At 69.8% G+C, this 21,393-nt stretch carries 21 protein-coding genes; 9 read left to right on the top strand and 12 right to left on the bottom strand.

The window, feature by feature from the left end; genetic code table 11:
• On the bottom strand, positions 1-1,569 hold the full coding sequence (locus WDZ95_RS02435) for an acyl-CoA synthetase (protein WP_425776038.1): 1,569 nt from the start codon (positions 1,567-1,569) through the stop codon (positions 1-3).
• Positions 1,570-1,641: 72 nt separating this feature from the next.
• Here WDZ95_RS02435 and WDZ95_RS02430 point away from each other — a divergent pair, with 72 nt between their 5' ends.
• The 3 genes from WDZ95_RS02430 to WDZ95_RS02420 are packed head-to-tail and all read left to right on the top strand — an operon-like array spanning position 1,642 to position 4,141.
• The gene (locus tag WDZ95_RS02430; RefSeq protein WP_425776037.1) at positions 1,642-2,445 is read left to right on the top strand and encodes an MlaE family ABC transporter permease; all 804 of its coding nucleotides are present in this window, start codon (positions 1,642-1,644) and stop codon (positions 2,443-2,445) included.
• A 2-nt stretch (positions 2,446-2,447) separates the two neighbouring features.
• The gene (locus tag WDZ95_RS02425; protein WP_425776036.1) at positions 2,448-3,482 is read left to right on the top strand and encodes an MlaD family protein; all 1,035 of its coding nucleotides are present in this window, start codon (positions 2,448-2,450) and stop codon (positions 3,480-3,482) included.
• Complete coding sequence (locus WDZ95_RS02420; RefSeq protein WP_425776035.1) at positions 3,479-4,141, top strand: hypothetical protein; 663 nt, start codon at positions 3,479-3,481, stop codon at positions 4,139-4,141. Before WDZ95_RS02425 ends, WDZ95_RS02420 begins: the two co-directional genes overlap by 4 nt.
• Positions 4,142-4,164: 23 nt before the next feature.
• On the opposite strand, the gene WDZ95_RS02415 is transcribed toward WDZ95_RS02420, so the two are convergent.
• Both WDZ95_RS02415 and WDZ95_RS02410 read right to left on the bottom strand, forming a co-directional pair.
• Positions 4,165-5,145, bottom strand: coding sequence for a tripartite tricarboxylate transporter substrate binding protein (locus WDZ95_RS02415; RefSeq protein WP_425776034.1), 981 nt, complete (start codon positions 5,143-5,145; stop codon positions 4,165-4,167).
• Between the two features lie 32 nt (positions 5,146-5,177).
• Positions 5,178-6,038, bottom strand: a complete 861-nt coding sequence (locus WDZ95_RS02410) for a fumarylacetoacetate hydrolase family protein (RefSeq protein WP_425776033.1) — start codon at positions 6,036-6,038, stop codon at positions 5,178-5,180.
• Positions 6,039-6,195: 157 nt separating this feature from the next.
• On the opposite strand from WDZ95_RS02410, the gene WDZ95_RS02405 reads away from it, so the two are divergent.
• Positions 6,196-6,867, top strand: a complete 672-nt coding sequence (locus WDZ95_RS02405) for a FadR/GntR family transcriptional regulator (RefSeq protein WP_425776032.1) — start codon at positions 6,196-6,198, stop codon at positions 6,865-6,867.
• Positions 6,868-6,986: 119 nt separating this feature from the next.
• Entirely contained in the window at positions 6,987-8,669 is a 1,683-nt protein-coding gene (locus WDZ95_RS02400) for a hypothetical protein (RefSeq protein ID WP_425776031.1), read from the top strand.
• Here the strand turns inward: WDZ95_RS02400 and WDZ95_RS02395 are convergent.
• Complete coding sequence (locus WDZ95_RS02395; RefSeq protein ID WP_425776030.1) at positions 8,599-9,513, bottom strand: AEC family transporter; 915 nt, start codon at positions 9,511-9,513, stop codon at positions 8,599-8,601. The two genes, WDZ95_RS02400 and WDZ95_RS02395, sit on opposite strands and share 71 nt — an antisense overlap.
• 123 nt (positions 9,514-9,636) lie before the next feature.
• Between WDZ95_RS02395 and WDZ95_RS02390 the strand changes: the two genes are divergently transcribed.
• Together WDZ95_RS02390 and xerD are read left to right on the top strand one after the other, a co-directional pair.
• Positions 9,637-10,611: a tripartite tricarboxylate transporter substrate binding protein BugE gene (locus tag WDZ95_RS02390; RefSeq protein WP_425776251.1), complete on the top strand. Its 975-nt coding sequence runs from the start codon at positions 9,637-9,639 to the stop codon at positions 10,609-10,611.
• An 11-nt stretch (positions 10,612-10,622) separates the two neighbouring features.
• Positions 10,623-11,540, top strand: coding sequence for a site-specific tyrosine recombinase XerD (gene xerD, locus WDZ95_RS02385; protein ID WP_425776029.1), 918 nt, complete (start codon positions 10,623-10,625; stop codon positions 11,538-11,540).
• A 6-nt stretch (positions 11,541-11,546) separates the two neighbouring features.
• On the opposite strand, the gene WDZ95_RS02380 is transcribed toward xerD, so the two are convergent.
• The 4 genes from WDZ95_RS02380 to WDZ95_RS02365 all read right to left on the bottom strand — a co-directional run bounded on the left by WDZ95_RS02380 (position 11,547) and on the right by WDZ95_RS02365 (position 15,656).
• On the bottom strand, positions 11,547-12,122 hold the full coding sequence (locus tag WDZ95_RS02380; protein WP_425776028.1) for a DUF1439 domain-containing protein: 576 nt from the start codon (positions 12,120-12,122) through the stop codon (positions 11,547-11,549).
• A gap of 34 nt (positions 12,123-12,156) precedes the next feature.
• Entirely contained in the window at positions 12,157-13,632 is a 1,476-nt protein-coding gene (locus tag WDZ95_RS02375; protein ID WP_425776027.1) for a sensor histidine kinase, read from the bottom strand.
• Positions 13,629-14,657: a sensor histidine kinase gene (locus tag WDZ95_RS02370; protein WP_166227069.1), complete on the bottom strand. Its 1,029-nt coding sequence runs from the start codon at positions 14,655-14,657 to the stop codon at positions 13,629-13,631. Before WDZ95_RS02370 ends, WDZ95_RS02375 begins: the two co-directional genes overlap by 4 nt.
• Before the next feature lie 147 nt (positions 14,658-14,804).
• Positions 14,805-15,656, bottom strand: coding sequence for a ferritin-like domain-containing protein (locus WDZ95_RS02365; protein ID WP_425776026.1), 852 nt, complete (start codon positions 15,654-15,656; stop codon positions 14,805-14,807).
• 60 nt (positions 15,657-15,716) lie between these two features.
• On the opposite strand from WDZ95_RS02365, the gene WDZ95_RS02360 reads away from it, so the two are divergent.
• Positions 15,717-16,241, top strand: coding sequence for a gamma carbonic anhydrase family protein (locus tag WDZ95_RS02360; protein ID WP_425776025.1), 525 nt, complete (start codon positions 15,717-15,719; stop codon positions 16,239-16,241).
• Positions 16,242-16,276: 35 nt separating this feature from the next.
• Positions 16,277-17,254 carry an Hsp33 family molecular chaperone HslO gene (locus WDZ95_RS02355; RefSeq protein ID WP_425776024.1) on the top strand — a complete coding sequence of 326 codons (978 nt, stop codon included), beginning with the start codon at positions 16,277-16,279 and terminating at the stop codon, positions 17,252-17,254.
• Here the strand turns inward: WDZ95_RS02355 and WDZ95_RS02350 are convergent, their stop codons facing one another.
• From WDZ95_RS02350 to WDZ95_RS02335, 4 genes are all read right to left on the bottom strand, one after another.
• Positions 17,255-17,899, bottom strand: a complete 645-nt coding sequence (locus tag WDZ95_RS02350; RefSeq protein ID WP_425776023.1) for an AAA family ATPase — start codon at positions 17,897-17,899, stop codon at positions 17,255-17,257.
• 17 nt (positions 17,900-17,916) lie between these two features.
• On the bottom strand, positions 17,917-18,192 hold the full coding sequence (locus WDZ95_RS02345) for a septum formation initiator family protein (protein ID WP_425776022.1): 276 nt from the start codon (positions 18,190-18,192) through the stop codon (positions 17,917-17,919).
• A 104-nt stretch (positions 18,193-18,296) separates the two neighbouring features.
• Positions 18,297-19,580: a phosphopyruvate hydratase gene (gene eno, locus WDZ95_RS02340; protein WP_425776021.1), complete on the bottom strand. Its 1,284-nt coding sequence runs from the start codon at positions 19,578-19,580 to the stop codon at positions 18,297-18,299.
• Positions 19,581-19,622: 42 nt separating this feature from the next.
• Positions 19,623-21,293: a CTP synthase gene (locus tag WDZ95_RS02335; protein WP_425776020.1), complete on the bottom strand. Its 1,671-nt coding sequence runs from the start codon at positions 21,291-21,293 to the stop codon at positions 19,623-19,625.
• Positions 21,294-21,393: the final 100 nt, after the last annotated feature.

Here is a 21,393-nt window from a genome sequence, read left to right as displayed (position 1 = left end):
TCAGCCCTGTTGCGCGTGCCGCAGCCGCAGCTCGCGCTTGAGCAGCTTGCCGCTCGGGTTCTTGGGCAGGGCCTCGGTGAAGACCACGCGCTTGGGGGCCTTGAAGCCGGCCATGTGGGCGTTGCAGTGCGCGATCACCTCGTCTTCGGTCAGCGTGTGGCCTGCCTTCACCACGATCACCGCGGTCACGGCCTCGACCCACTTCGGGTCGGGCAGGCCGATCACCGCCACCTCGCTCACGGCCGTCAGGCGGTAGATCATTTCTTCGACCTCGCGGCTGGCCACGTTCTCGCCGCCGGTCTTGATCATGTCCTTCTTGCGGTCGACGATGGTGATGTAGCCCTCGTCGTCGAGCGTGGCGAGGTCGCCGCTGTGGAACCAGTCGCCCGAGAAGGCCGCGGCGGTTTTCTCGGGGTCGTTGAAGTAGCCCAGCATCAGGTGTGGCGAGCGGTGCACCACCTCGCCCACCTCGCCGGGCAGCACGTCTTCCATGGCCTCGTTGACCACGCGCGTTTCCACGTTGAGCACGGCCTTGCCGCACGAGCCGGGTTTGCGCAACTGGTCGTCGGGGCCGAGCAGGGTGGCCAGCGGGGCGATCTCGGTCTGGCCGTAGAGGTTCCACAGCCGCACCGCGGGCAGGCGCGCGGCGAGTTCTTTCAACACCTCCACCGGCATGATGGACGCGCCGTAGTAGCCCTTGGCCAGGTGCTTCAGGCGCGCGGCGTCAAAGGCCGGTGAGCGCAGCAGCGCGATCCACACCGTGGGCGGCGCGAAGAAGCTGGTGATGCGGTGCTGCTCGAGCAGGTTCAGCAGGTGGTCGGGCACGGGCTTGCCCGTGATCACGTTGCTGCTGCCGATGTAGATCGCGGGGCCGAAGAACACGTCGAGCTGGGCGCAGTGGTACAGCGGCAGCGCGTGCAGCGCCACGTCGGCCTCGGCGATCTCGGCGTTGATCACGCAGCTCACGTACTGCCACAGCACCGCGTCGTGCGTGAGCATGGCGCCTTTGGGCATGGACTCGGTGCCGCTGGTGTAGACGATCTGCGCCACGTCGGTGCTCTGCAGCGACACCTCGGGCAGCGGGTCGGCGCAGGCGGCGAGGTGGTCGAAGCGGTGCATGGCCGGATCGGGCTCGGTGGGGTCTTCGCTGGGCAGCCAGATGAAGCGCTCCACCGCGGTGTCGAGCGCGGCGGCCGCGCGCGCGAGTTCGGTGAGGCCGCTGTCGGTGGCCAGGGTCTTGGCGCCCGCGTGGCGCAGGATGTAGGCGACCTCGTCGGCCTTGAGCATGAAGTTGATCGGCACCAGCACCGCGCCGCGCCGCGCGATGGCAAAGCGCAGCGCCGCGAAGCCGTGCGAGTTGCGGGCCAGCACGGCCACCTTGTCGCCCTCGGCCACGCCCAGTTGCGCCAGGCCCGCTGCCAGGCGCGTCACCAGGGCGTTGAAGTCGGCATAGCTCCAGCGCGTGTCGCCGCAGGCGATGGCGAGCTTGTCGGGCAGGCGCAGGGCGGTGCGGTGCAGCGCATCGGCGATGGTCTGGCGGCGCACGGCGGGCGCGAGGGCTGTGGTCATCTCGGGTGTCTCCTGCGTTTTCTTGCCTTGAGGGACGAAAGCGTGGCACAAGCGCTGGCTATCATGCGTCGCATGCGTGCCATCGCCGACATCGACAGCAGCCTGCTGCGCCAGGTGCGGCGCCGGCGCGCCCAGGTGCGGGCCTGGTGGCACACGCTGCAGATGGCGGCGCAGATCGTGGTGCTCATGCTCTCGCCCTCGAGTTATACCGGGCCGCGCGCGCGCCAGGTGCTGTCGCACCTGGTGGTGGCGGTGTGGCCCATGCTGCCCTGGTTCCTGGTGCTGTCGGCGCTGATCAGCCTGGTCATCATCCGCATCGTCACGGCCACGGCCGCGAGCTACGGCCTGTCGCAGTACGCGCTCGAGGTGCTGGTGCGGACCCTGGTGCTCGAACTCATCCCGCTGTTCGCCGCGCTGTTCGTGGCCCTGCGCCACGCCATGCCGGGGGCCGAGCAACTGCGCCAGCAGCTCGATGCGCGCCAGCGCGCGGGCCGGCACATCCCGGGCATCGCCGGGCTCGTGGGCACGCTGCTGCCGCGCGCACTGGCCAGCGGCCACGCGGTGGTGCTGTTGGCCTCGCTCTCGGGCGTGGTGGCGCTGGTGCTCACCTACCTGCTCGTGCACGGCTTCTCGCCCTGGGCCCTGCCGTCCTACACCCACGACGTGGGGCGCGTGTTCAGCCCCGTGGTCTCGCTGATCTTCGTGCTCAAGACCGCCTTCTTCAGCCTTGCGGTGGCGGTGGTGCCGCTGGCCGGCGCGGCCGAACCCGACGAGCACGGCCGCTACCGCGCGCACAGCGACATGACCGCCTTCGCGCGGCTGTTCTCGGTGCTGCTGATGGTCGAGGTCGCGTCGCTGGCGGGCAATTACTACTGACCATGCAACCCACCGAACGCGCCCCCGAGCCCGACGAGCCCCTGGTGCCCGAACCGCCGCCGGTGCGCGCGCTCGAATTCAAGGCCGCGCTGCTGATGGCGCTCACGCTGCTGCTGGTGCTGGGCTCCACGCTCTACGTGCTGTTCGCGCGCGGCGCCTTCGATCCCACGCAGCGCCTGGTGCTGATCGCCGACGACGCCGAGGGCGTGAACGTGGGCCTGGACATGACCTTCGCGGGCTTTCCCATCGGCCGCGTCACGCGCGTGGAGCTCGGGGCCGACGGCAATGCGCGCATCCTGATCGACGTGGCGGAAAAAGACGCCAAGTGGCTGCGCACCTCGAGCATCTTCACCATGGAGCGCGGCCTGGTGGGCGGCACGCGCATCCGCGCCTTCAGCGGCGTGCTCGACGACCCGCCGCTGCCCCCGGGCGCCGAGCGCACCGTGCTGCGCGGCGACGTGGCGGCCGAGATCCCGCAGCTCACGGCCTCGGTGCGCGCGCTGCTCGACAACCTCAACGCCATGACGCGCGAGGGCGCGGCCATCAACCGCACGCTGGCCAACCTGCAGGCCACCACCGACAAGCTCAACGGCCCGCACGGCGCGCTCGGGGTGCTGGTGGGCAACGAGGCCGACGCCAAACAGCTCGGTGAAGCGCTGGCGCGCAGCAACGCGCTGATCGCGCGCGCCGACGCGCTCGCCGCGCGGCTCGACGGCCTGGTGGCCAATGCCAACCGGCAGGTCTTCGGCCAGGGCGCGGCACCCGGCGAAGGCAGCGTGGTGGGCGATGTGCGCGCGAGTGTGTCGCAGCTCAACGGCTTGTTGCAGGAGGCGCGCGGCAGCCTGCAAAAGCTCGACGCGGTGCTGGTCGAGGCCCAGGGCGTGGCCAGCAACACGCGCGCCGCCACCACCGACCTGGGCACGCTGCGTGCCGATGTGGAAAGCAGCCTGCGCAAGATCGACGGCTTGATCGACGAGGTGAACCGCAAGTGGCCGTTCGCCCGCGATCCGCGCGGCTCGGAGATCCGCCTGCCATGAAACGCCTGAGCCTGTCCCTGCCCGCGTGCGCCCTGTCGCTGGCCCTCGCGGCCTGTTCGTCGAACCCGCCGCCGCCCGCGTGGCAGAGCACCGCGCGCACCGGCCTCGACGCCGCGGCCATCGCCTGGCTCGAAGGCCGCGACGCGGTGGAGGCCGCCGAATTCGGCCGCGCCCGCGCCGCGCTCGCGCGCACCGGCCAGCCCGCGCTGGTGGCGCGCGCCGAGCTGCACCGCTGCGCGCTGCGCGTGGCCACGCTCGATTTCAGCCCCTGCACGGGCTTCAGCGCCCTGGCGGTGGACGCCGCGCCCGATGACGCGGCCTACGCGCGCTACCTCACGAACGCGCCGCTGCCCGGCGACGCCGAGCGGCTGCCGGCCGCGCACCGCGCAGCGCTGCTCGCGGCCGACGCCGCCACCGCGCTGCAGCACGTGGACGATCCCGTGACGCGCCTGGTGGCCGCGGGTGCGGCCCTGCAGCGCGGTCAGGCGAGCCCGGCGCTGCAGCGGCTGGCCGTGGACACCGCCAGCGAGCAGGGCTGGCCGCGCCCCTTGCTCGCCTGGCTCATGGTGCAGCAGCGCGGCGCGCTGGCCGCCGGCGACACCGCCACGGTCGAGCGCCTGCAGCGGCGCATCGACACCGTGGCCCCGCGCCGTCGCTGAACGAGCGCGCTGAGCGCGCGCGCTCAGTTCACCTTGCCGATGCGCTGCACCACCGCCTTCATGGCGGCGGCGTCGGCCTTCACGAAGGCGTCGAACTCGGCCGCGTCCTGGTACTGGAACTGCGTGCCCGCGTTGGTCATGGTCTGGATGGTGCGTTCGTCGCGCACCGCGGCGCGCGCGGCCTCGCGCAGCTTGTCCACCACCGCGGGCGGCGTGCCCGCGGGCGCGAACAGGCCGGCCCACTGCGAATAGCCGATGTTCACGCCGAGCTCCTTGAAGCTCGGCACGTCCGGCAGCAGCGCGAGCCGGCCCTCGCCCCAGTGCGCGAGCGCGCGCAGCCGTCCGCCCTTGATGTGCTGCACCGCGCTCGCCGGCCCGGTGGCGATGGCATCCACCTGGCCGCCGAGCAGGCCCACGATGGCCGGCCCCGCGCCGGTGTAGGGCACGTGCAGCATGAAGGTGTTGGTGGCCGCCTTGAGCTGCTCCATGGGCACGTGCATGGTGCCGTAGTTGCCCGAGGAGCCGAAGGTCACGCGGCCCGGGTTGGCGCGCGCGTGGGCCACGAAGTCGGCATAGGTCTTCCAGGGGCTGTCGGCGCGCACCACCAGCACCGTGGGGTCGGCCGTCATGCGCGCGATCGGGATCAGCTGGTTGATCTCGAACATGGGCGCGCGCTGCAGGATGCGGTCGGCCTCGGGCAGCACCACCAGCGACGACAGCGCCATCAGCACGGTGTAGCCGTCGGGCGCGGCCTTGGCCACCTGGGCCATGCCGATGCCGCCGCCCGCACCCGCGCGGTTGACCACCACCACGGACTGGTTGAGGTGGCGCGCCATGGCCTCGGCCACGGGGCGGCCCACCACGTCGGCCACGCCGCCGGGCGGGAAGGGCACCACCATGTTCACGGGCTTGCTCGGGTAGGCGTCTTGCGCCCAGGCGCTGCCCAGCGTGGCCAGGCCCAGCAGGGCCGCGGCGGCGGCGCGGTGGAACTGTTGTCGGTTCATGCGTGTTGTCTCCTCTGGGGGGGTGCCGCGGCTCAGGCCACGAAGCGGTTTTCGATCTGTCCGATGCCGTCGATCTCGATGCGCACCACGTCGCCGTTGCGCAGGAACTGCGGCGGGTTCAGGCCCAGCCCCACGCCTGCCGGCGTGCCGGTGGCGATCACGTCGCCCGGGTACAGCGTGATGCCGCGCGACACGGTTTCGATCAGCGTCGGGATGTCGAAGATCAGGTCTTCGGTGCGGCCGTCCTGGCGCAGCTCGCCGTTGACCCAGCAGCGCACGCGCGTGTGCTGGCCGTCGAGTTCGTCGGCGGTCACGATCCACGGGCCCATGGGGCAGAAGGTGTCGAAGCTCTTGCCCATGTCCCACTGCTGGTGGCGCATCTGCACGTCGCGCGCGGTCACGTCGTTGACCACGGTGTAGCCCCACACGTGGCGCATGGCGTCGGCCTTGGCGATGTTCTTGCCGCCGGTGCCGATGACCACCGCGAGCTCGGCCTCGTAGTCGATCTGGGCCGACACCGCCTCGCCGGGCAGTTGCACGGGGTCGGTCGGGCCCACCACGCACTCGGGCACCTTGGTGAACACGATGGGCCAGGCCGCGGGGTTGGCGTTGTTGTTCTTGAACACCGAGCCCTGCAGCTCCTTGGCGTGCTCGTGGTAGTTGCGGCCCACGCACCAGATGTTGCGGCGCGGCCGAGGGATGGGCGCTTCGAGCCGCACCGACGACAGCGCGATCGCCGCGCCCTCGGTGGCGGGCGTGGCCGCGCCGATCAGCGCGAGCGCGCCGAGCGCGGCCTGCTCGGGCGGCAGCGCGAACGCGGTGACGGACAGGCCATCGGCCGAAACCTGGCCAACGCGGCGTTGGCCCTGGTGGATGAAGGTGGCGATGCGCAAAACGGCTCCTCGGTGTTGTGGTTTCAGTGAAATACCAAAAAGTACCAATTGGTACCAGAGCGCCCATCGTAGTCGAAGACCGCGGCGCAGCGCTACGGGTAAGCCCCGGATCGGGCTCGGGCTTGGTGAATTGGTCTGGTTTGGTACAGTCGCGCGCATGAGCCTGGCCAACCCCCTGCGCGACGCGATCCTCGACAAGCTGCACAGCGGTCAGTGGCGCGCCGGCGACCGCTTGCCCACCGAACGGGAGCTCTCGGAACAGCACGGCGTGAGCCGCACCACGGTGCGCAAGGCCTTGCTCGAGCTCAAGCAGCAGGGCCTGATCGAGCAGACCGTGGGCAGCGGCACCTACGTGGCCGAACACGCGGTCCTGCGCCTTGGCCAGCGCGTGGTGCAGGACTCGTCACAGACCACCAGCCCGGCCGAACTCATGGAGGCGCGGCTCGCGCTCGAGCCCGCCATCATCGAGATGGCGATCCGCAACGCCAACGCGGCCGACCTGCGCCGCATGGAGCAGTGCTGCGACGAGGCCGAGCAGGCGCAGACGCTGGAGGCCTTCGAGCACTGGGACGCCGAGCTGCACCAGGCCATTGCCGACGCAGCCCACAACAGCTTCGTGGCCAATGTGTTCCAGCTCATGAAGGCGGTGCGCGCGCAGGGCGACTGGGGCCAGCTCAAGAAAAAGAGCGTCACGCCCGAGCGGCGCCTGGCCTACCAGGCCGAGCACCGTGCGATCGTGGACTCGCTGCGCGAGCGCGACGCCGCCCGCGCGCGCGAGCACACGCTGGCGCACCTGCTGCACGTGCGGCAGAACCTGCTCGGGGTTTAGGAGCAGCCCGGGGCCGGCCGCACTTGCTTCTGCAAGGGTCGGCCAAGGAACCAGGTGGCTGCGCCGCGCACTCAGGGCGCTGCGCGCCCGGTCCGGGCGTGTTTTTTGAAACAAGCCCCATGAACGTTCGCAGCAGCACATCCGGTCCACCGTCAAGCGCCCAGCCCCTGCCGTCCGCGCCGCCTACGCGCCCCGCGCCACTGACGCGCCGCGAGCGCGGCGATTTCCAGCGCGCGTGCGCCACGCTGAACGCACGGCTCGATCGCGCCGACCCGCTCGGGCGGGCCCCGGCCCGACCCGCCGATCCAGACGACATCGCGTCGGCGTTCGATCTGGTCCGGCAGGTCGACCATCAGCGCCTGACGGCGTACCTGGGCGAGCACCTGGTGGCCACGCTGTTCGCCCGGGCCTGCGAGGCGCTGATGCACACCGCCCACCACAACCCGTGGAACGCGTCCCTGCCTGTGGTGGAGGCGTTTTCCACGGTGCAAGCGCTCCTGGGCGATGTGCGTGGCCCGCTCTGCAAGCACCCGATCGCCCAGCGGGGGCTGTCGGACAGCCTGCCCTTTCTGCTGACGCTGCTGGGCAGCACCGATCTGCCGCTGTCCGCCACCGAGGTGGTCGGCGTTTTCCTGGGCGTGCGGCGGGTGCTGATCAACCGAGCGCTGCTGAGCGAGCTCTCTCACGCGGCGCCGCAACGGCTGCAATGGGCGCTGGACGACGCGCTGCCCTGTCTGCTGCAACGGCTGTCGCCACCCCTGCTGGCGGGGCTGCCTTCCGAGGCGGTCCAGGAACTGATCGTCACCGTTCAGATGTTGCTGGACGAGCGCCACGCCGGGGCGTTCTGCACCCGCGATTTCCATTGCGCGCTTGAGGTGTCGCTGGAGAACCTGCTGCACCGCGCGGGGCAGATCGAGCGCGGCCTCACGGGCCCGGCCGAGGTGAGCACGGCCTTTCGCTTTCTGGCGCGCATCGCCCGCAGCGGGTTCATGGCATGCCCGGACATCGAACGCGCGCTGCGCGCCGCGCGCAACGCCCTGGTCGAGCGCTTCGACCGCGCCGACTGGGAGCGGTGCGACTTCGCCTGCCTGCGCATCCTGAGCCTCGGGCTGTTGGAGTTGCGCGAGAGCCGGTGGCTGCTCGGCGTCGATTTCACCCGGATGCTGAATGCCATTGAGCGGCGCATGCCCCCGCCGCCGGACAGCCCTTGGCCGCACCCGCACCGGGTGGCGCTCACGGGTCTGCAGCTGACCTTGCTGGACACCGGCGCCACGGTGTGCGCGCCTCAGGCGATGCGCCTGCTGCTCGCGCGGCTGGCCGATGGGCTGCCCGACCAGGTCGCGTGGCTGGAGCGCATCCAGGCGCCGGCGGCGCAGGACATCGAAGCCCTGTGCGCCACGGCCATGCTGTGCCGCCTGGTGCTGCAATGGCCCGCATCGATGCCCCACGCCGTGCCCGGGCCCGTGCTGCAGCGGCTCGCCGATCTGGCCCAGCAGGACTGGGACGCCGTGTGCCACACCAAGGCCCAGAATCGGGCACTGGCGCGGTTCTGCATCGAGGTCATGCACCTGCGGTATCGGGGCCCCGACGATCAGGCCCCGCGGGCGGCCGGCGGCGCGCCCGTGCCCCTTTCACCGGAGCGCGCGGCGCTCGACACCGTTGGCCTGACGACGCCCGAACACGATCCCATGGATCTCATCGACCTCAACCAGGCGGTTCACGATCCCGCCCTCACCGCAGCGCGCCCAGCACACCGAGCGCAAACGGCAGGCTCAGCATGCCCAGCAGCGTGGACAGCGTGACCAGCCCCGCCACATACGGGCCGTTGTAGCCCATGCGCGCCGCGAGCACGTAGCAGCTCGAGGCCGTGGGCACGGCCGAGAAGGTGAGCAGCACCGCGGTCTGCACCGGGTTGAGCCCGAACAGGCGCGCGAGGCCGAAGGCCATGAGCGGCACCGCGAAGTGCTTCACCGCGAGCACCGCCGCCGCGAGCGCCTTGCCCGCGGACATGGAGCCGAACTGCATGCCCGCGCCCGCGGCCATCAGGCCCAGCGCCAGCGAGGCCTGGCCGATGCGGTTCACCGTGGGTTCGAGCCAGCCCGGCATGGAAAAGCCCAGCAGGTTGGCCACCAGACCCGAGGCCGTGGCCACGATCAGCGGGTTGCGCACCAGCTCGCGCGCGAAGCCCTTGTTGGCGTGGCGCGCCATGGGCCAGACCGCGCCGATGTTGAAGATAGGCACGCAGAAACCGATGATCACGGCCACCATCAGCAGGCCTTGCGGCCCGGCCACGCGGTCGGCCAGCGCGAGCAGGATGAAGGAGTTGAAGCGAAAGCCCACCTGCGCGCTCGCGGCGTGCAGCCGCACGTCGATGAAGCGGCCCAGCAGCGGCCAGTGCGGCAGCGAATAGGTGAGGGCGATGGCGCACACCGCGAGCGAGATCGCCGCGCCCACCAGGCTGGAGGCGGCCGACAGATCGAGCGGGCTCTTCACGATGCTGTGGAACAGCAGCACCGGGAACAGAAAGTAATAGACCAGGCTCTCCACCTGCTCCCACACGGTGCGGTTGAGCTTGGTGAAGCGGCACACGAGGTAGCCGCAGAGGATGAGCGAGAAGTCGGGGAAGAGCAGTTGGGCAAAGTTCACCGCGCGAGCATAGCGGCACGCCGGGTTTCCCCTTATGTAGTGTCCCGAAGGCGCCAGGCGCGTTCAACTGGGTAAAGTCGGCGCTTCACATCCGTGTCATCCCCTCAGGAGAACCAACCCATGATGAACCGTCGCACCGCCCTGGCCAGTGCCGCCGCTATTGCCGCACTCGGAACCCAGGGCCTTGCCCTGGCGCAGGCGTTCCCCAGCAAGACGATCACGCTGCAGGTGCCGTTCGCACCCGGCGGCACCACCGACATCATCGGCCGCGTCATGTCCGAACCCCTGGGCAAGGCCCTGGGCCAGAGCGTGATCGTGCTCAACCGCGCAGGCGGCGGCGGGGTGGTGGGTGCGCAGGAGCTCTCGCGCCAGGCGCCCGACGGCCACTACATCGGCGTGGCCACGGTGTCGACCACCGCGGCCAACCCGGCGATCAACCCCAAGATCCCGTACGACACGCTCAACGACTTCACGCCCATCATCAACATCGCCGCCACGCCCAACGTGATCGCGGTGCACCCGAGCTTCCCGGCCAAGGATTTCAAGGGCTTCCTCGACGTCATCAAGAAGAACCCGGGCCGCTACAGCTACGCGAGCTCGGGCACGGGCGGCATCGGCCACCTGCAGACCGAGCTGTTCAAGAGCCTGACCAACACCTTCATCACGCACATTCCCTACCGCGGCGCGGGCCCGGCCCTCAACGACACCGTGGGCGGCCAGGTGCCCATCATCTTCGACAACCTGCCCTCGGCGCTGCCGCACATCCTCGCCGGCCGCCTGATCGCCATCGTGGTGGCCGCGCCGCAGCGCGTGGCCGCGCTGCCCAACGTGCCCACCTTCAAGGAAGTGGGCCTGGAGCCCGTGAACCGCATGGCCTACTACGGCCTCATCGGCCCCAAGGGCATGGCGCCCGAGGTGGTGAACAAGATCCACGGCGCCGCGGTCGAGGCGCTCAAGGACCCGGCGGTGCGCAAGCGCATCGAGGACACCGGCTCGCTCGTGGTGGGCAACTCGCCGGCCGAGTTCGCGGCCCAGATCAAGGCCGAGTTCGAGGTCTACAAGCAGGTGGTCGCCAAGCAGCAGCTCAAGCTCGAGTGACACCGAGCGCGATGCCCGACGCCCCCGCCGGCAGCGAACACGCGTCGCTGTCGGCCTTCATCGACAGCCTCTGGCTCGAAGAAGGCCTGTCGCGCAACACGCTCGACGCCTACCGCCGCGACCTTGCGCTCTTCGCCCAGTGGCTGGGCGAACGCGGCACGGCCCTGCCGGACGCGCAGGAAAGCGACATCCAGGCCTACTTCGCCGCGCGCCATGCGGCCAGCCGCGCCACCACGGCCAACCGCCGGCTCACGGTGTTCAAGCGCTTTTTCCGCTGGGCCCTGCGCGAGCACCTGATCACCGCCGACCCCACGCTGCGCCTGCTGCCCGCGCGCCAGCCGCTGCGCGTGCCCAAGACCCTGAGCGAGGCCCAGGTCGAGGCCTTGCTCGCCGCGCCCGACGCGGCCACACCGCTGGGCCTGCGCGACCGCGCCATGCTCGAACTGATGTACGCAAGCGGATTGCGCGTGAGCGAATTGGTCACGCTCAAGACCTGGCACGTGGGCCTGAGCGAACACGTGCTGCGCATCACCGGCAAGGGCAACAAGGAGCGTCTGGTGCCCTTCGGCGCGGTGGCGGGGCAGTGGCTGCAGCGCTACCTGGGCGAGGGCCGGCCCGCGATCCTGCAGGGCCAGTCGAGCGAAGACCTGTTCGTGACCTCGCGCGGCGCGCGCGCGGGCGAGGCCATGTCGCGCGTGATGTTCTGGCAACTCGTGAAGAAGTACGCCGTGCAGGCGGGCATCACCGCGCCGCTGTCGCCGCACACCCTGCGCCACGCCTTCGCCACCCATCTGCTCAACCACGGCGCCGACCTGCGCGCCGTGCAGATGCTGCTCGGCCACGCCGACATCTCGACCACCACGATTTACACCCACGTGGCGCGCGAGCGGCTCAAGAGCGTGGTGGCGCAGCACCACCCGCGGGGCTAGGGCCGCTCACAGCGGCTTGAGCACCAGCCCGATCACCAGCCCGTCTTTCGTGACCGTGATCGGCCCGGGCTGCATGCCCATGGTGTCGATGGCGCGCAGGTCGGACGGCTGCAGCTGGTGCAGCACCACTTCCTGCAGCGCGCGCTCGGCCACGGCGGGGGCGTAGGTGTTGAGCAGCTCCTGCGCGGGCGGCTGCATGTTGGGGAAGTTCAGCCGCGCCAGGCGCAGCTGGTGGGCGCGCACGGTGCGGTCGCTGGCCTCGTAGCGCAGCGCGAAGTCCACGTCGAAGCGGCCCGGGTGCACGCGCGAGAGCAGCGGGCCCGCCACCTCCACCGCCATCGCGGCGCGCAGGCGGTTCTGCTCGGGCAGCATCTGCAGGCGCGGGGCCTGCACGTCGAGATTGAGCACGCCGTGCACCGGGTAGCGCAGCGGGAAACGCTGCGCCACCATCTGTTGCAATTGCGCGGTGCTCACCGCGTAACCGGGCGGCTTGCCGCTGTCGGCGTCGGCGTCGGCCGCGTGCGCGGCGGCGGGCGCGCCGCTCAGGGCACCCAGAGCGAAGAAGAGGTGTCTGCGTCGCATGGCACCCCTTGCGATCCCCGCGCGGCCGCGAGGTTCACGCGCCGAGCGTGAAACGGATCGTGGCACCTTCGCCCGGCCGGCCTTCGGCCCAGATGCGGCCGCCGTGCCGGCCCACGATGCGCTGCGCGATGCTCAGGCCCAGGCCGGTGCCGCCATAGGTCTGTTCGCTGTGCAGGCGGAAGAAGGGGCTGAAGAGCTGCGCACTGTGCTTCATGTCGAAGCCGCAACCGTTGTCGCTCACCGCGTAGACCGGCTCGCCGTCCTGTTCCTCGGCGCTGAAGCGGATGTGGGCGCGTTCGCGCTCGCGGCTGAACTTCCAGGCGTTGCGCAACAGGTTGTCGAGCACGCTGCGGATCAGTGCCGGGTCGGCGGTGGCCATCAGCGAGTCGGGTGTGTCGAAGTCGACCGCCCGGCCCGGCTCGGCCTGGCGCAAGGCCTCGCCGATCTCGCGCGCCATCACGGCCAGGTCCACGGGCTGCGGGTGCAGGGGCGCGCGCGACAGCTTGGACAGGCCGAGCAAGGCCTCGATGAGTTCGCCCATGCGCCGCGCGGCCTGGCGCATGCGGTCGAGCATCTGGCGGCCGTCGTCGCCGAGCTGCTCGCCGTGCAGTTCCGTGAGGATCTCGCCCAGGCCCGCGATGGCGCGGATCGGCGAGCGCAGGTCGTGCGCGGCGGTGTGGCAGAAGGCCTCGAGTTCCTGCACGTGCTGGCGCAGTTCGGCGGTGCGCTCGGCCACGCGCTCTTCGAGTTGTTCGTTGGTGCGCAGCATCGCCAGGCGCGCGCGTTCGCGCGCGCTCACGTCCTGCACCACGCCGCGCATGCGGCCGTCGTCGGTGGTGGTGACGTCGATCTGCAGCCAGTGTTCGAGGCCTTCGGTGCTCACCAGGCTGAGCACGTGGCGCCGGTTCACGCCGGGGCGCAGGTCTTCGCGCATCTGCTCGCGGTCGGCGGCGCTCAGCCTGGCCAGGAAGGCGTCGACGGTTTGCGCCTGCCCGGACACGAAGCCCAGCGTGGCGCCGGGCGCGCCGTTCATGCGCACGGTGTCGTGCGCCAGGTCGATCTCGATCGTGCCCATCAGCGCGGCCTCGAGCGCCTGGTTCAGCAGCTGCTGGCTGTCCCTGAGCGCGGTCTGCACCTGGTGGCGTTCGAGCGCCATCTGGATGGTGGCGTGCAGCTCGCGTTCGGAGAACGGCTTGATGAGGTAGCCGTAGGGCTGGGTCTGGCGCGCGCGCTCCAGCGTGGTGTCTTCCGAGTAGGCGGTGAGGTAGATGATGGGCAGCGCGTGGTCGCGCGTGAGCATGCGCGCGAGCTCGATGCCGTCCATCTCGCCCTTGATGTGGATGTCCATGAGCACCAGGTCGGGCCGCTGGCTCGAGACCAGCGACAGGCCTTCGTTGCCCGATTCGGCCAGGCCGGTGACCTGGTAGCCCATCTGCTGCAAGCGCTGCTGCAGGTTGAAGGCGACGATGCCTTCGTCTTCGACGATGAGGATCTTGGGTTGCGCGCTCATGTGTCGCCTCCGAGTGCAAAGCGCAGCGTGAACCGCGTGGGCGCGGCCCGCTGCACCTGCAGGCTGCCATTGAGCTGACGCGCCAGCAGCTGCACCAGCTGCAGGCCGAGCGAGGGCGTGTGTTCAAGGTTCAGGTCGGCGGCGATGGGTTCGCCGTCGTTGCTCACCGAGAGCTCGACCTGGCGCTCGGCAAGCTGCTGGATGGAGACCTCGATGCGGCCGCTGCGCCCCTGGGCGAAGCCGTGCTTGAGCGCATTGCTCACCAGCTCGTTGATCACCAGGCCGCAGGGAATGGCTTCGTTGATGGGCAGCTGCACCTTGTGCGCGTCGACGACGATGTCGACCTTGCCGGCCACCGAGCGGTACGACTCGGTGAGGCTGGGCAGCAGGTCGTCGAGGAAGCGCTGGAAGTCCACGCGCGCGAAGTTGCGCGACTGGTAGAGCGTCTGGTGGATCAGCGACATCGAGCGGATGCGGTTCTGGCTGTCGCGCAGCACCTCCACCACCTCGTTGTCGCTCAGCTTGAGCGCCTGCAGGTCGAGCAGGCTGTGGATCACCTGCAGGTTGTTCTTCACGCGGTGGTGCACCTCGCGCAGCAGCAGGTCTTTCTGCGTGAGCGCGTCCTGGATGCGCTTTTCGGCCTGCTTGCGCTCCGACAGGTCCAGGATCACCGACAGGATCATGGTGCCTTCGCCGGTCTCCACCGGGTTGATGCCGATCTCGACCGGGAATTCGCTGCCGTCCTTGCGCAGGCCGCTGAGGTCGCGGCCCAGGCCCATGGGGCGCGCCGTGGTTTCGGCGAGAAAGCCCTGGCGGTAGCCCGGGTGCGCCGCGCGAAAGCGCGTGGGGATGAGCACCTCGACCGGGCGCCCGATGAGCTCGGGCGCGTCGTAGCCGAAGGTGGTTTCGGCCAGCTGGTTGACCCGCGTGATTTCGCCACGCTGGTTCACCACGATCATGGCCACCGGGATGCGGTGGAAGGCCTGCCCCAGGTAGTCGTCGAGCTCTATGCGTCTGTTGGTCATGCGCGGTGGGGATAGCTGAGGGCCATGCTATGCCATCGGGGGTATCGACACAGGGGGGTTTCCCTTGAACGGGGCATCTTGTGTGCCGGAATCATGATGAACACCACGCGCGCCGGGCCCGGGGCGGGCGCGATGGGGTCTTCGGTACTACTCGGGCTGGCCGGCCGCTGCGCCGGCCAGCTCCGCGAGCTCGGCCTCGCTGAAGCCGGCCGAGCGCCGGGCCTCGAGGTTGAAGGGCCCGCGCAGGCGCGGCGCGGCGTGCTGCCGCGCGAGCTGGCGGTAATGCGCCACCGGCGCCAGACCCTGGCGCCCGCACAGCCAGGCGTACCAGCGGTTGCCCACGGCGACGTGGCCGATCTCGTCGCGCAGGATCCGGTCGAGGATCTCCACCACGCGACGCGCCTCGGGCGTGTTCACCTGCCTGAGCCGTGCCTGGATCAGCGGCGTGGCGTCGAGCCCGCGCGCCTCCAGCGTGCGCGGCACCAGGGCCATGCGCGCGGTCACGTCGTGCCGGGTCTTCACGCACATTTCCCACAGGCCGTTGTGCGCGGGAAAGTCGCCGTAGGCGTGGCCCAGGGCCTGCAACTGCTCGCTAAGCAGGCCGAAGTGCGTGGCCTCTTCGTGCGCCACCTGCAGCCACTGGCGGTAGAAATCGGTCGGCATGGCGGCGAAGCGCCAGACCGCGTCGAGGGCCAGGTTGATGGCGTTGAACTCGATGTGCGCGATGGCGTGCACCAGCGCGGCCAGGCCTTCGCGCGTGAACGGCGATCGTTGCGCGACGGCGTGCGGTGCCACCAGCACCGGCCGTTCGGGCCGGCCGGGCAGGGGCTGGGCGGGGTCGGGCACGAGGGCGCTGGCGGCGTCCCAGGCCACGGTGTCATCGGCGCCCAGGGCGCGCCAGCGCTGCCAGAGTGCGTGCGTGCGCGCGGCCTTGTCGGCCGGTTCGGCGGTGCACAGCGCGGCCAGCGCCTCGCGGCGCAGCGATGGGGTGGGGGGCATCCCTACAATTCTAGGTTTGCGATCCCAAGCCTTTCCGACACCCATCCGCAGGAGACCCCGATGGCCTTGTACGAACTCGATGGCATTGCGCCGCAGCTGGCCGAATCGGCCTGGGTGGCCGACAGCGCCCAGGTCATGGGCAACGTGCAGCTCGCCGAGGGCAGCAGCGTGTGGTTCGGCGCCGTGCTGCGCGGCGACACCGAGACCATCACCGTGGGCCGGGACAGCAACGTGCAGGACGGCACCGTGATGCACGCCGATTACGGCTTTCCGCTGGTGGTGGGCGAGCGCGTGACCATCGGCCATCAGGTGATGTTGCACGGCTGCCAGATCGGCGACGAGACGCTGATCGGCATCGGCGCCACCGTGCTCAACGGCGCGAAGATCGGCAAGAACTGCCTGGTGGGCGCCCGTGCCCTGGTCACCGAGGGCAAGGAGTTTCCCGACGGCTCCATGATCCTGGGCAGCCCCGCGAAGGTCGTGCGTCAGCTCACGCCCGAGCAGATCGAGGGCCTGCGCCGCAGCGCGGCCCATTACGTTGAAAACGCCGAGCGTTACCGCAAAGGCTTGAAAAGCATCGGCTGAGCGCCATCTGCCGGTCTTTCGTTCGAAGGAAACCCGTGTCCGAGCTCCACAAATTCGTGTTCGAAGGCCTGCCCGTGCGGGGCATGCTGGTGCGCATCACCGACGCCTGGCAGGAGATCCTGCAGCGCCGTGAGCAGGCCGGCGGCTACCCGGTGGCCGTGACCGAGCTGCTCGGGGAGATGACGGCCGCGGCCACGTTGATGCAGGCCAACATCAAGTTCAATGGCGCACTGGTGATGCAGATCCAGGGCGACGGCCCGGTGAAGCTTGCGGTGGCCGAGATCCAGCCCGACCTGCGCCTGCGCGCCACCGCCACCGTGACCGGCGAGGTGGCCGACGACGCGCCGCTGTCGCACATGGTCAACGTGAACAACCAGGGCCGCTGCGCGATCACGCTCGACCCCAAGGACCGCCAGCCCGGCCAGCAGCCCTACCAGGGCGTGGTGCCGCTGTTCGGCGACCGCCACGAAAAGCTCGAGAAGCTCAGCGAGGTGATCGAGCACTACATGCTGCAGAGCGAACAGCTCGACACCCGGCTGGTGCTGGCCGCCAACGACCAGATGGCCGCGGGCCTGCTGATCCAGCGCCTGCCGCTGCAGGGCGAGGCCAACCTCGCGGGCCAGTCGACCCAGCGCGACGAGGACCAGATCGGCCGCAACGAGGACTACAACCGCATCGCCATCCTCGCCTCCAGCCTCAAGCGCGAAGAGCTGCTCACGCTCGACGCCGAGACCATCCTGCGGCGCCTGTTCTGGGAAGAAGACCTGCGCCGCTTCGAGCCGCTGCACGGCAACACGGGGCCGCGCTTTGCGTGCACCTGCTCGCGCGAGCGCGTGGGCAACATGCTGCGCACGCTGGGCCGCGACGAGGTTGAGTCCATCATCGAAGAGCAGGGCGGCGTACAGGTGAACTGCGAGTTCTGCGGCGCGGGCTACACCTTCGATCCGGTGGACGCTGCGCAGATCTTTCTGAAGGTGCAGAACCAGCCGCCCGGCAGCGACCAGCAGCACTGATCAGCCGCCGCGGCGCGCGATGAGCGCGCGAAACAGCCGGTGTTCGCACTCGGGGTCGCTGCAGGCTTCGCACTGCCAGCGGCCCGTGCCCTCGCGCAGCACCGGGTCGTCGGGCAACAGGCCGCGGCCCAGGGCCGTGGCCACTGCCGCGAGCGCGGCGCGCAGGCGCTGCGGGCCCTGTCCGTAGATGGTCTGGTAGGCCACGCCCGCGGCCTGCAGCTCGCGCCGCAGCAGGGCATCGATGGCTTCGCGCACCGCAGGGCTCTCACGGAAGAAGCCGTCGCTCTGCCAGGGCAGGTCCAGGCCCATGAGCAGCGTGAGGCCGATGCGCCGCTGCGCCGCGATCGCCTCGGGCCAGAGGCTGCGGTCGCCGAAGTAGTGCTCGCTGTAGGCCGCCACCACCAGGGCAGTGGTGTCGGCGATGACCACGCCGGCGCGGGCCTGCTCGATGAGGGCGGTCTGTTCGGCCGCGATGGCGGCCTGCTCGTGCGCCAGGGGCGCGCGGCCCGCGGCCTCGCACCAGGCGCGCAGGTGCTCGGGCACCAGGGCCGTGGCCAGGCCCTGCGCCGCCAGGGCCTCGTGGAGCTGCCGTGCCAGCGTGCTCTTGCCGCTGGATTCGCCGCCGAGCAGCGCGACGCTGAGCATGGGCGAGGGCGCGCGGCTCAGCGCGCGATCTGCACGAAGATTTCGTTGGGCTTGACCATGCCCAGCTCGCGCCGCGCGAGCTCTTCGACCATTTCCAGGCCTTCCTGCAGATCGCGCAGCTCGCTGGCGATCTGCTGGTTGCGCTGCTGCGCGTCGGCGTTGGCCTTTTGCTGGGCCACGAGCTCGCGCTCGAGCTTCTTCACCTGCGGCACGCTGCCGCGCCCGAACCACAGCTGGGCGTGCAGCACCAGCAGCAGTGCCACGAGCAAGCCGGGGATCAGGCGAGCACCCATTCAGAAACTCCCTTGAAGCCGGCCGCCGCGCCGGGCCGCCCCAAGCAAGGCCAGCCCCCATGGGGGGCAGCGACCCGCGGAGCGGCGGAGCGTGGGGGCGAACATCATTTCAGGTTGTAGAACGCGTCGCGGCCCGGGTACACCGCCACGTCGCCCAGGTCTTCCTCGATGCGCAGCAGCTGGTTGTACTTGGCCATGCGGTCCGAGCGCGAGAGCGAGCCGGTCTTGATCTGGCCGGCGTTGGTGCCCACGGCGATGTCGGCGATGGTGTTGTCCTCGGTCTCGCCGCTGCGGTGGCTGATGACCGCGGTGTAGCCCGCGCGCTTGGCCATCTCGATGGCGGCGAAGGTTTCGGTCAGCGTGCCGATCTGGTTGATCTTGATCAGGATCGAGTTGCCGATGCGCTTGTCGATGCCTTCCTTGAGGATCTTGGTGTTGGTGACGAACAGGTCGTCGCCCACCAGCTGCACCTGCTGGCCCAGGCGCTCGGTGAGCACCTTCCAGCCGTCCCAGTCGCCTTCGGCCATGCCGTCTTCGATGCTCACGATCGGGTACTTGTCGCACCAGGTGGCCAGCACGTTGGTCCATTCCTCGGCGGACAGCACCAGGCCTTCGCCTTCGAGGTGGTACTTGCCGTCCTTGTAGAACTCGCTCGAGGCGCAGTCGAGGCCGAGCGCGATCTGCTCGCCGGGCGTGTAGCCGGCGGCGCTGATGGCGTCGAGCAGCAACTGCAGCGCCGCTTCGTGGCCGTCGATGTTGGGCGCGAAGCCGCCTTCGTCGCCCACGGCCACGCTCATGCCCTTGTCGTGCAGGATCTTCTTGAGCGCGTGGAACACCTCGGCGCCCCAGCGCAGCGCTTCGCGAAAGCTCGGCGCGCCCACGGGGATGATCATGAGCTCCTGCAGGTCGAGGTTGTTGTTGGCGTGGGCGCCGCCGTTGATGACGTTCATCATCGGCACCGGCATCTGCACCGCGCTCATGCCGCCGAAGTAGCGGTACAGCGGCAGGCCGGCTTCTTCGGCGGCGGCGCGGGCCACGGCCATGGACACGGCCAGCATGGCGTTGGCGCCCAGGCGGCTCTTGTTTTCGGTGCCGTCGAGGTCGATCAGGGTCTTGTCCAGGAAGGCCTGTTCGGAGGCATCCAGGCCCAGCACGGCCTCGCTGATCTCGGTGTTGATGTGCTCGACCGCCTTGAGCACGCCCTTGCCCAGGTAGCGGGTCTTGTCGCCGTCGCGCAGCTCGATGGCTTCGCGCGAGCCGGTGGACGCGCCCGAGGGCACGGCGGCGCGGCCCATCACGCCGCTTTCCAGCAGCACGTCGCATTCAACGGTGGGATTGCCGCGGCTGTCCAGCACTTCGCGGCCGACGATGTCAACGATGGCACTCATGGATCAAGGGTCCTCAGGTTCAGAAAAAACGATCGACAGGTATCAGGCCACGGCCTTGCTCGGCTGGCGCTGGGCCTGGTGCACCAGCGCGGCCTTCACGTAGGCATTGAACAGCGGGTGGCCGGCCCAGGGCGTGGACTTGAACTCGGGGTGGAACTGCACGCCCACGTACCAGGGGTGCACGCTTTGCGGCAGCTCGACGATCTCGGTGAGCTGTTCTCGCTGCGTGAGTGCAGAAATCACCAGGCCGGCTGCGCGCAGCTGGTCGAGGTAGTTCACGTTGGCCTCGTAGCGGTGGCGGTGGCGCTCGGTCACCACGTCGCCGTAGATGCTGTGCGCCAGCGTGCCCTTGGCCACGTCGGAGCTCTGCGCGCCCAGGCGCATGGTGCCGCCGAGGTCGGAGTTGGCGTCGCGCACCTGGATGCTGCCGTCCTCGTTCTTCCACTCGGTGATGAGGGCGATCACGGGGTGCGGCGTGTCGGCTTCGAATTCGGTGCTGTTGGCGTCTTTGAGGCCGGCCACGTGCCGCGCGTATTCGATGGTGGCGACCTGCATGCCCAGGCAGATGCCCAGGTAGGGCACCTTGTGCTCGCGCGCGAAACGCGCCGCGCAGATCTTGCCTTCGACGCCGCGCTTGCCGAAGCCGCCAGGCACGAGGATGGCGTCGAAGTGCCCCAGCACCTGCGCCACGTTGGCGGGGGTGATGGTTTCCGAGTCGATGTACGAAATGGCGGCCTTGGCCTGGTTCTTCAGGCCCGCGTGGCGCAGCGCCTCGTTGAGCGACTTGTAGCTGTCGGACAGGTCGACGTACTTGCCGACCATGGCGATCTGCACCGTGGCCTTGGGGTGCTCGACCGCGTGCACGAGGTCGTCCCAGCGCTTGAGGTTGGCCGGCGGCGTGTTCAGGCGCAGCTTGTCGCAGATCAGGCCGTCGAGCCCCTGCTCGTGCAGCATGCGCGGCACCTTGTAGATGGTGTCCACGTCCCACATGCTGATCACGCCCCATTCGGGCACGTTGCTGAACAGGCTGATCTTGGCGCGCTCTTCGTCGGGAATGCGGCGGTCGGCGCGGCACAGCAGCGCGTCGGCCTGGATGCCGATCTCGCGCAGCTTCTGGGCGGTGTGCTGCGTGGGCTTGGTCTTGAGCTCGCCGGCGGCGGCGATCCAGGGCACGTAGCTCAGGTGCACGAAGGCCGAGCTGTTGGGACCCAGGCGCAGGCTCATCTGGCGCACGGCCTCGAGGAAGGGCAGCGACTCGATGTCGCCCACGGTGCCGCCGATCTCGACGATGGCCACGTCGACCGCGTCGGCCGTGCCTTCGCCCGAGCCCTTGCGGATGAATTCCTGGATCTCGTTGGTGACGTGCGGGATCACCTGCACGGTCTTGCCGAGGTAGTCGCCGCGGCGTTCCTTCTCGAGCACCGACTGGTAGATCTTGCCGGTGGTGAAGTTGTTGGCCTTGCGCATGCGCGTTTCGATGAAACGCTCGTAGTGGCCCAGGTCGAGGTCGGTCTCGGCGCCGTCGTCGGTGACGAACACCTCGCCGTGCTGGAACGGCGACATGGTGCCCGGGTCCACGTTGATGTACGGGTCGAGCTTGATGAGGGTGACTTTGAGGCCGCGCGATTCGAGAAGCGCGGCAAGCGACGCAGAAGCAATGCCCTTGCCCAGGGAGGACACCACACCGCCGGTGACGAACACGTATTTGGTCATGACTCGGGCGAGCCCGCGGGCTCGCTCAGGTGGGAAATTCCGATTATAGGTGGGGTGCCCCGCCCGCCCTGAGGCCCTCGGGGTTGTCCCGGGGCGCTGC

The sequence above is a fragment of the Hydrogenophaga sp. T2 genome (assembly GCF_049843535.1).
Taxonomy (GTDB): Bacteria; Pseudomonadota; Gammaproteobacteria; order Burkholderiales; family Burkholderiaceae_C; genus Hydrogenophaga; species Hydrogenophaga crocea.
This window is presented reverse-complemented; position numbering and strand designations above follow the sequence as displayed.

Excerpts from the sequence above, each read along its gene's own strand:
- WDZ95_RS02375 (WP_425776027.1), bottom strand. The coding sequence starts at position 13,632 with ATGAGCGCGCAACCCAAGATCCTCATCGTCGAAGACGAAGGCATCGTC.
- WDZ95_RS02370 (WP_166227069.1), bottom strand. The coding sequence starts at position 14,657 with ATGACCAACAGACGCATAGAGCTCGACGACTACCTGGGGCAGGCCTTC.
- WDZ95_RS02345 (WP_425776022.1), bottom strand. The coding sequence starts at position 18,192 with ATGGGTGCTCGCCTGATCCCCGGCTTGCTCGTGGCACTGCTGCTGGTG.
- WDZ95_RS02360 (WP_425776025.1), top strand. The coding sequence starts at position 15,717 with ATGGCCTTGTACGAACTCGATGGCATTGCGCCGCAGCTGGCCGAATCG.
- xerD (WP_425776029.1), top strand. The coding sequence starts at position 10,623 with ATGCCCGACGCCCCCGCCGGCAGCGAACACGCGTCGCTGTCGGCCTTC.
- WDZ95_RS02400 (WP_425776031.1), top strand. The coding sequence starts at position 6,987 with ATGAACGTTCGCAGCAGCACATCCGGTCCACCGTCAAGCGCCCAGCCC.
- WDZ95_RS02420 (WP_425776035.1), top strand. The coding sequence starts at position 3,479 with ATGAAACGCCTGAGCCTGTCCCTGCCCGCGTGCGCCCTGTCGCTGGCC.
- WDZ95_RS02390 (WP_425776251.1), top strand. The coding sequence starts at position 9,637 with ATGAACCGTCGCACCGCCCTGGCCAGTGCCGCCGCTATTGCCGCACTC.
- WDZ95_RS02415 (WP_425776034.1), bottom strand. The coding sequence starts at position 5,145 with ATGAACCGACAACAGTTCCACCGCGCCGCCGCCGCGGCCCTGCTGGGC.
- WDZ95_RS02425 (WP_425776036.1), top strand. The coding sequence starts at position 2,448 with ATGCAACCCACCGAACGCGCCCCCGAGCCCGACGAGCCCCTGGTGCCC.
- WDZ95_RS02435 (WP_425776038.1), bottom strand. The coding sequence starts at position 1,569 with ATGACCACAGCCCTCGCGCCCGCCGTGCGCCGCCAGACCATCGCCGAT.
- WDZ95_RS02335 (WP_425776020.1), bottom strand. The coding sequence starts at position 21,293 with ATGACCAAATACGTGTTCGTCACCGGCGGTGTGGTGTCCTCCCTGGGC.
- WDZ95_RS02380 (WP_425776028.1), bottom strand. The coding sequence starts at position 12,122 with ATGCGACGCAGACACCTCTTCTTCGCTCTGGGTGCCCTGAGCGGCGCG.
- WDZ95_RS02350 (WP_425776023.1), bottom strand. The coding sequence starts at position 17,899 with ATGCTCAGCGTCGCGCTGCTCGGCGGCGAATCCAGCGGCAAGAGCACG.
- eno (WP_425776021.1), bottom strand. The coding sequence starts at position 19,580 with ATGAGTGCCATCGTTGACATCGTCGGCCGCGAAGTGCTGGACAGCCGC.
- WDZ95_RS02430 (WP_425776037.1), top strand. The coding sequence starts at position 1,642 with ATGCGTGCCATCGCCGACATCGACAGCAGCCTGCTGCGCCAGGTGCGG.
- WDZ95_RS02405 (WP_425776032.1), top strand. The coding sequence starts at position 6,196 with ATGAGCCTGGCCAACCCCCTGCGCGACGCGATCCTCGACAAGCTGCAC.
- WDZ95_RS02365 (WP_425776026.1), bottom strand. The coding sequence starts at position 15,656 with ATGCCCCCCACCCCATCGCTGCGCCGCGAGGCGCTGGCCGCGCTGTGC.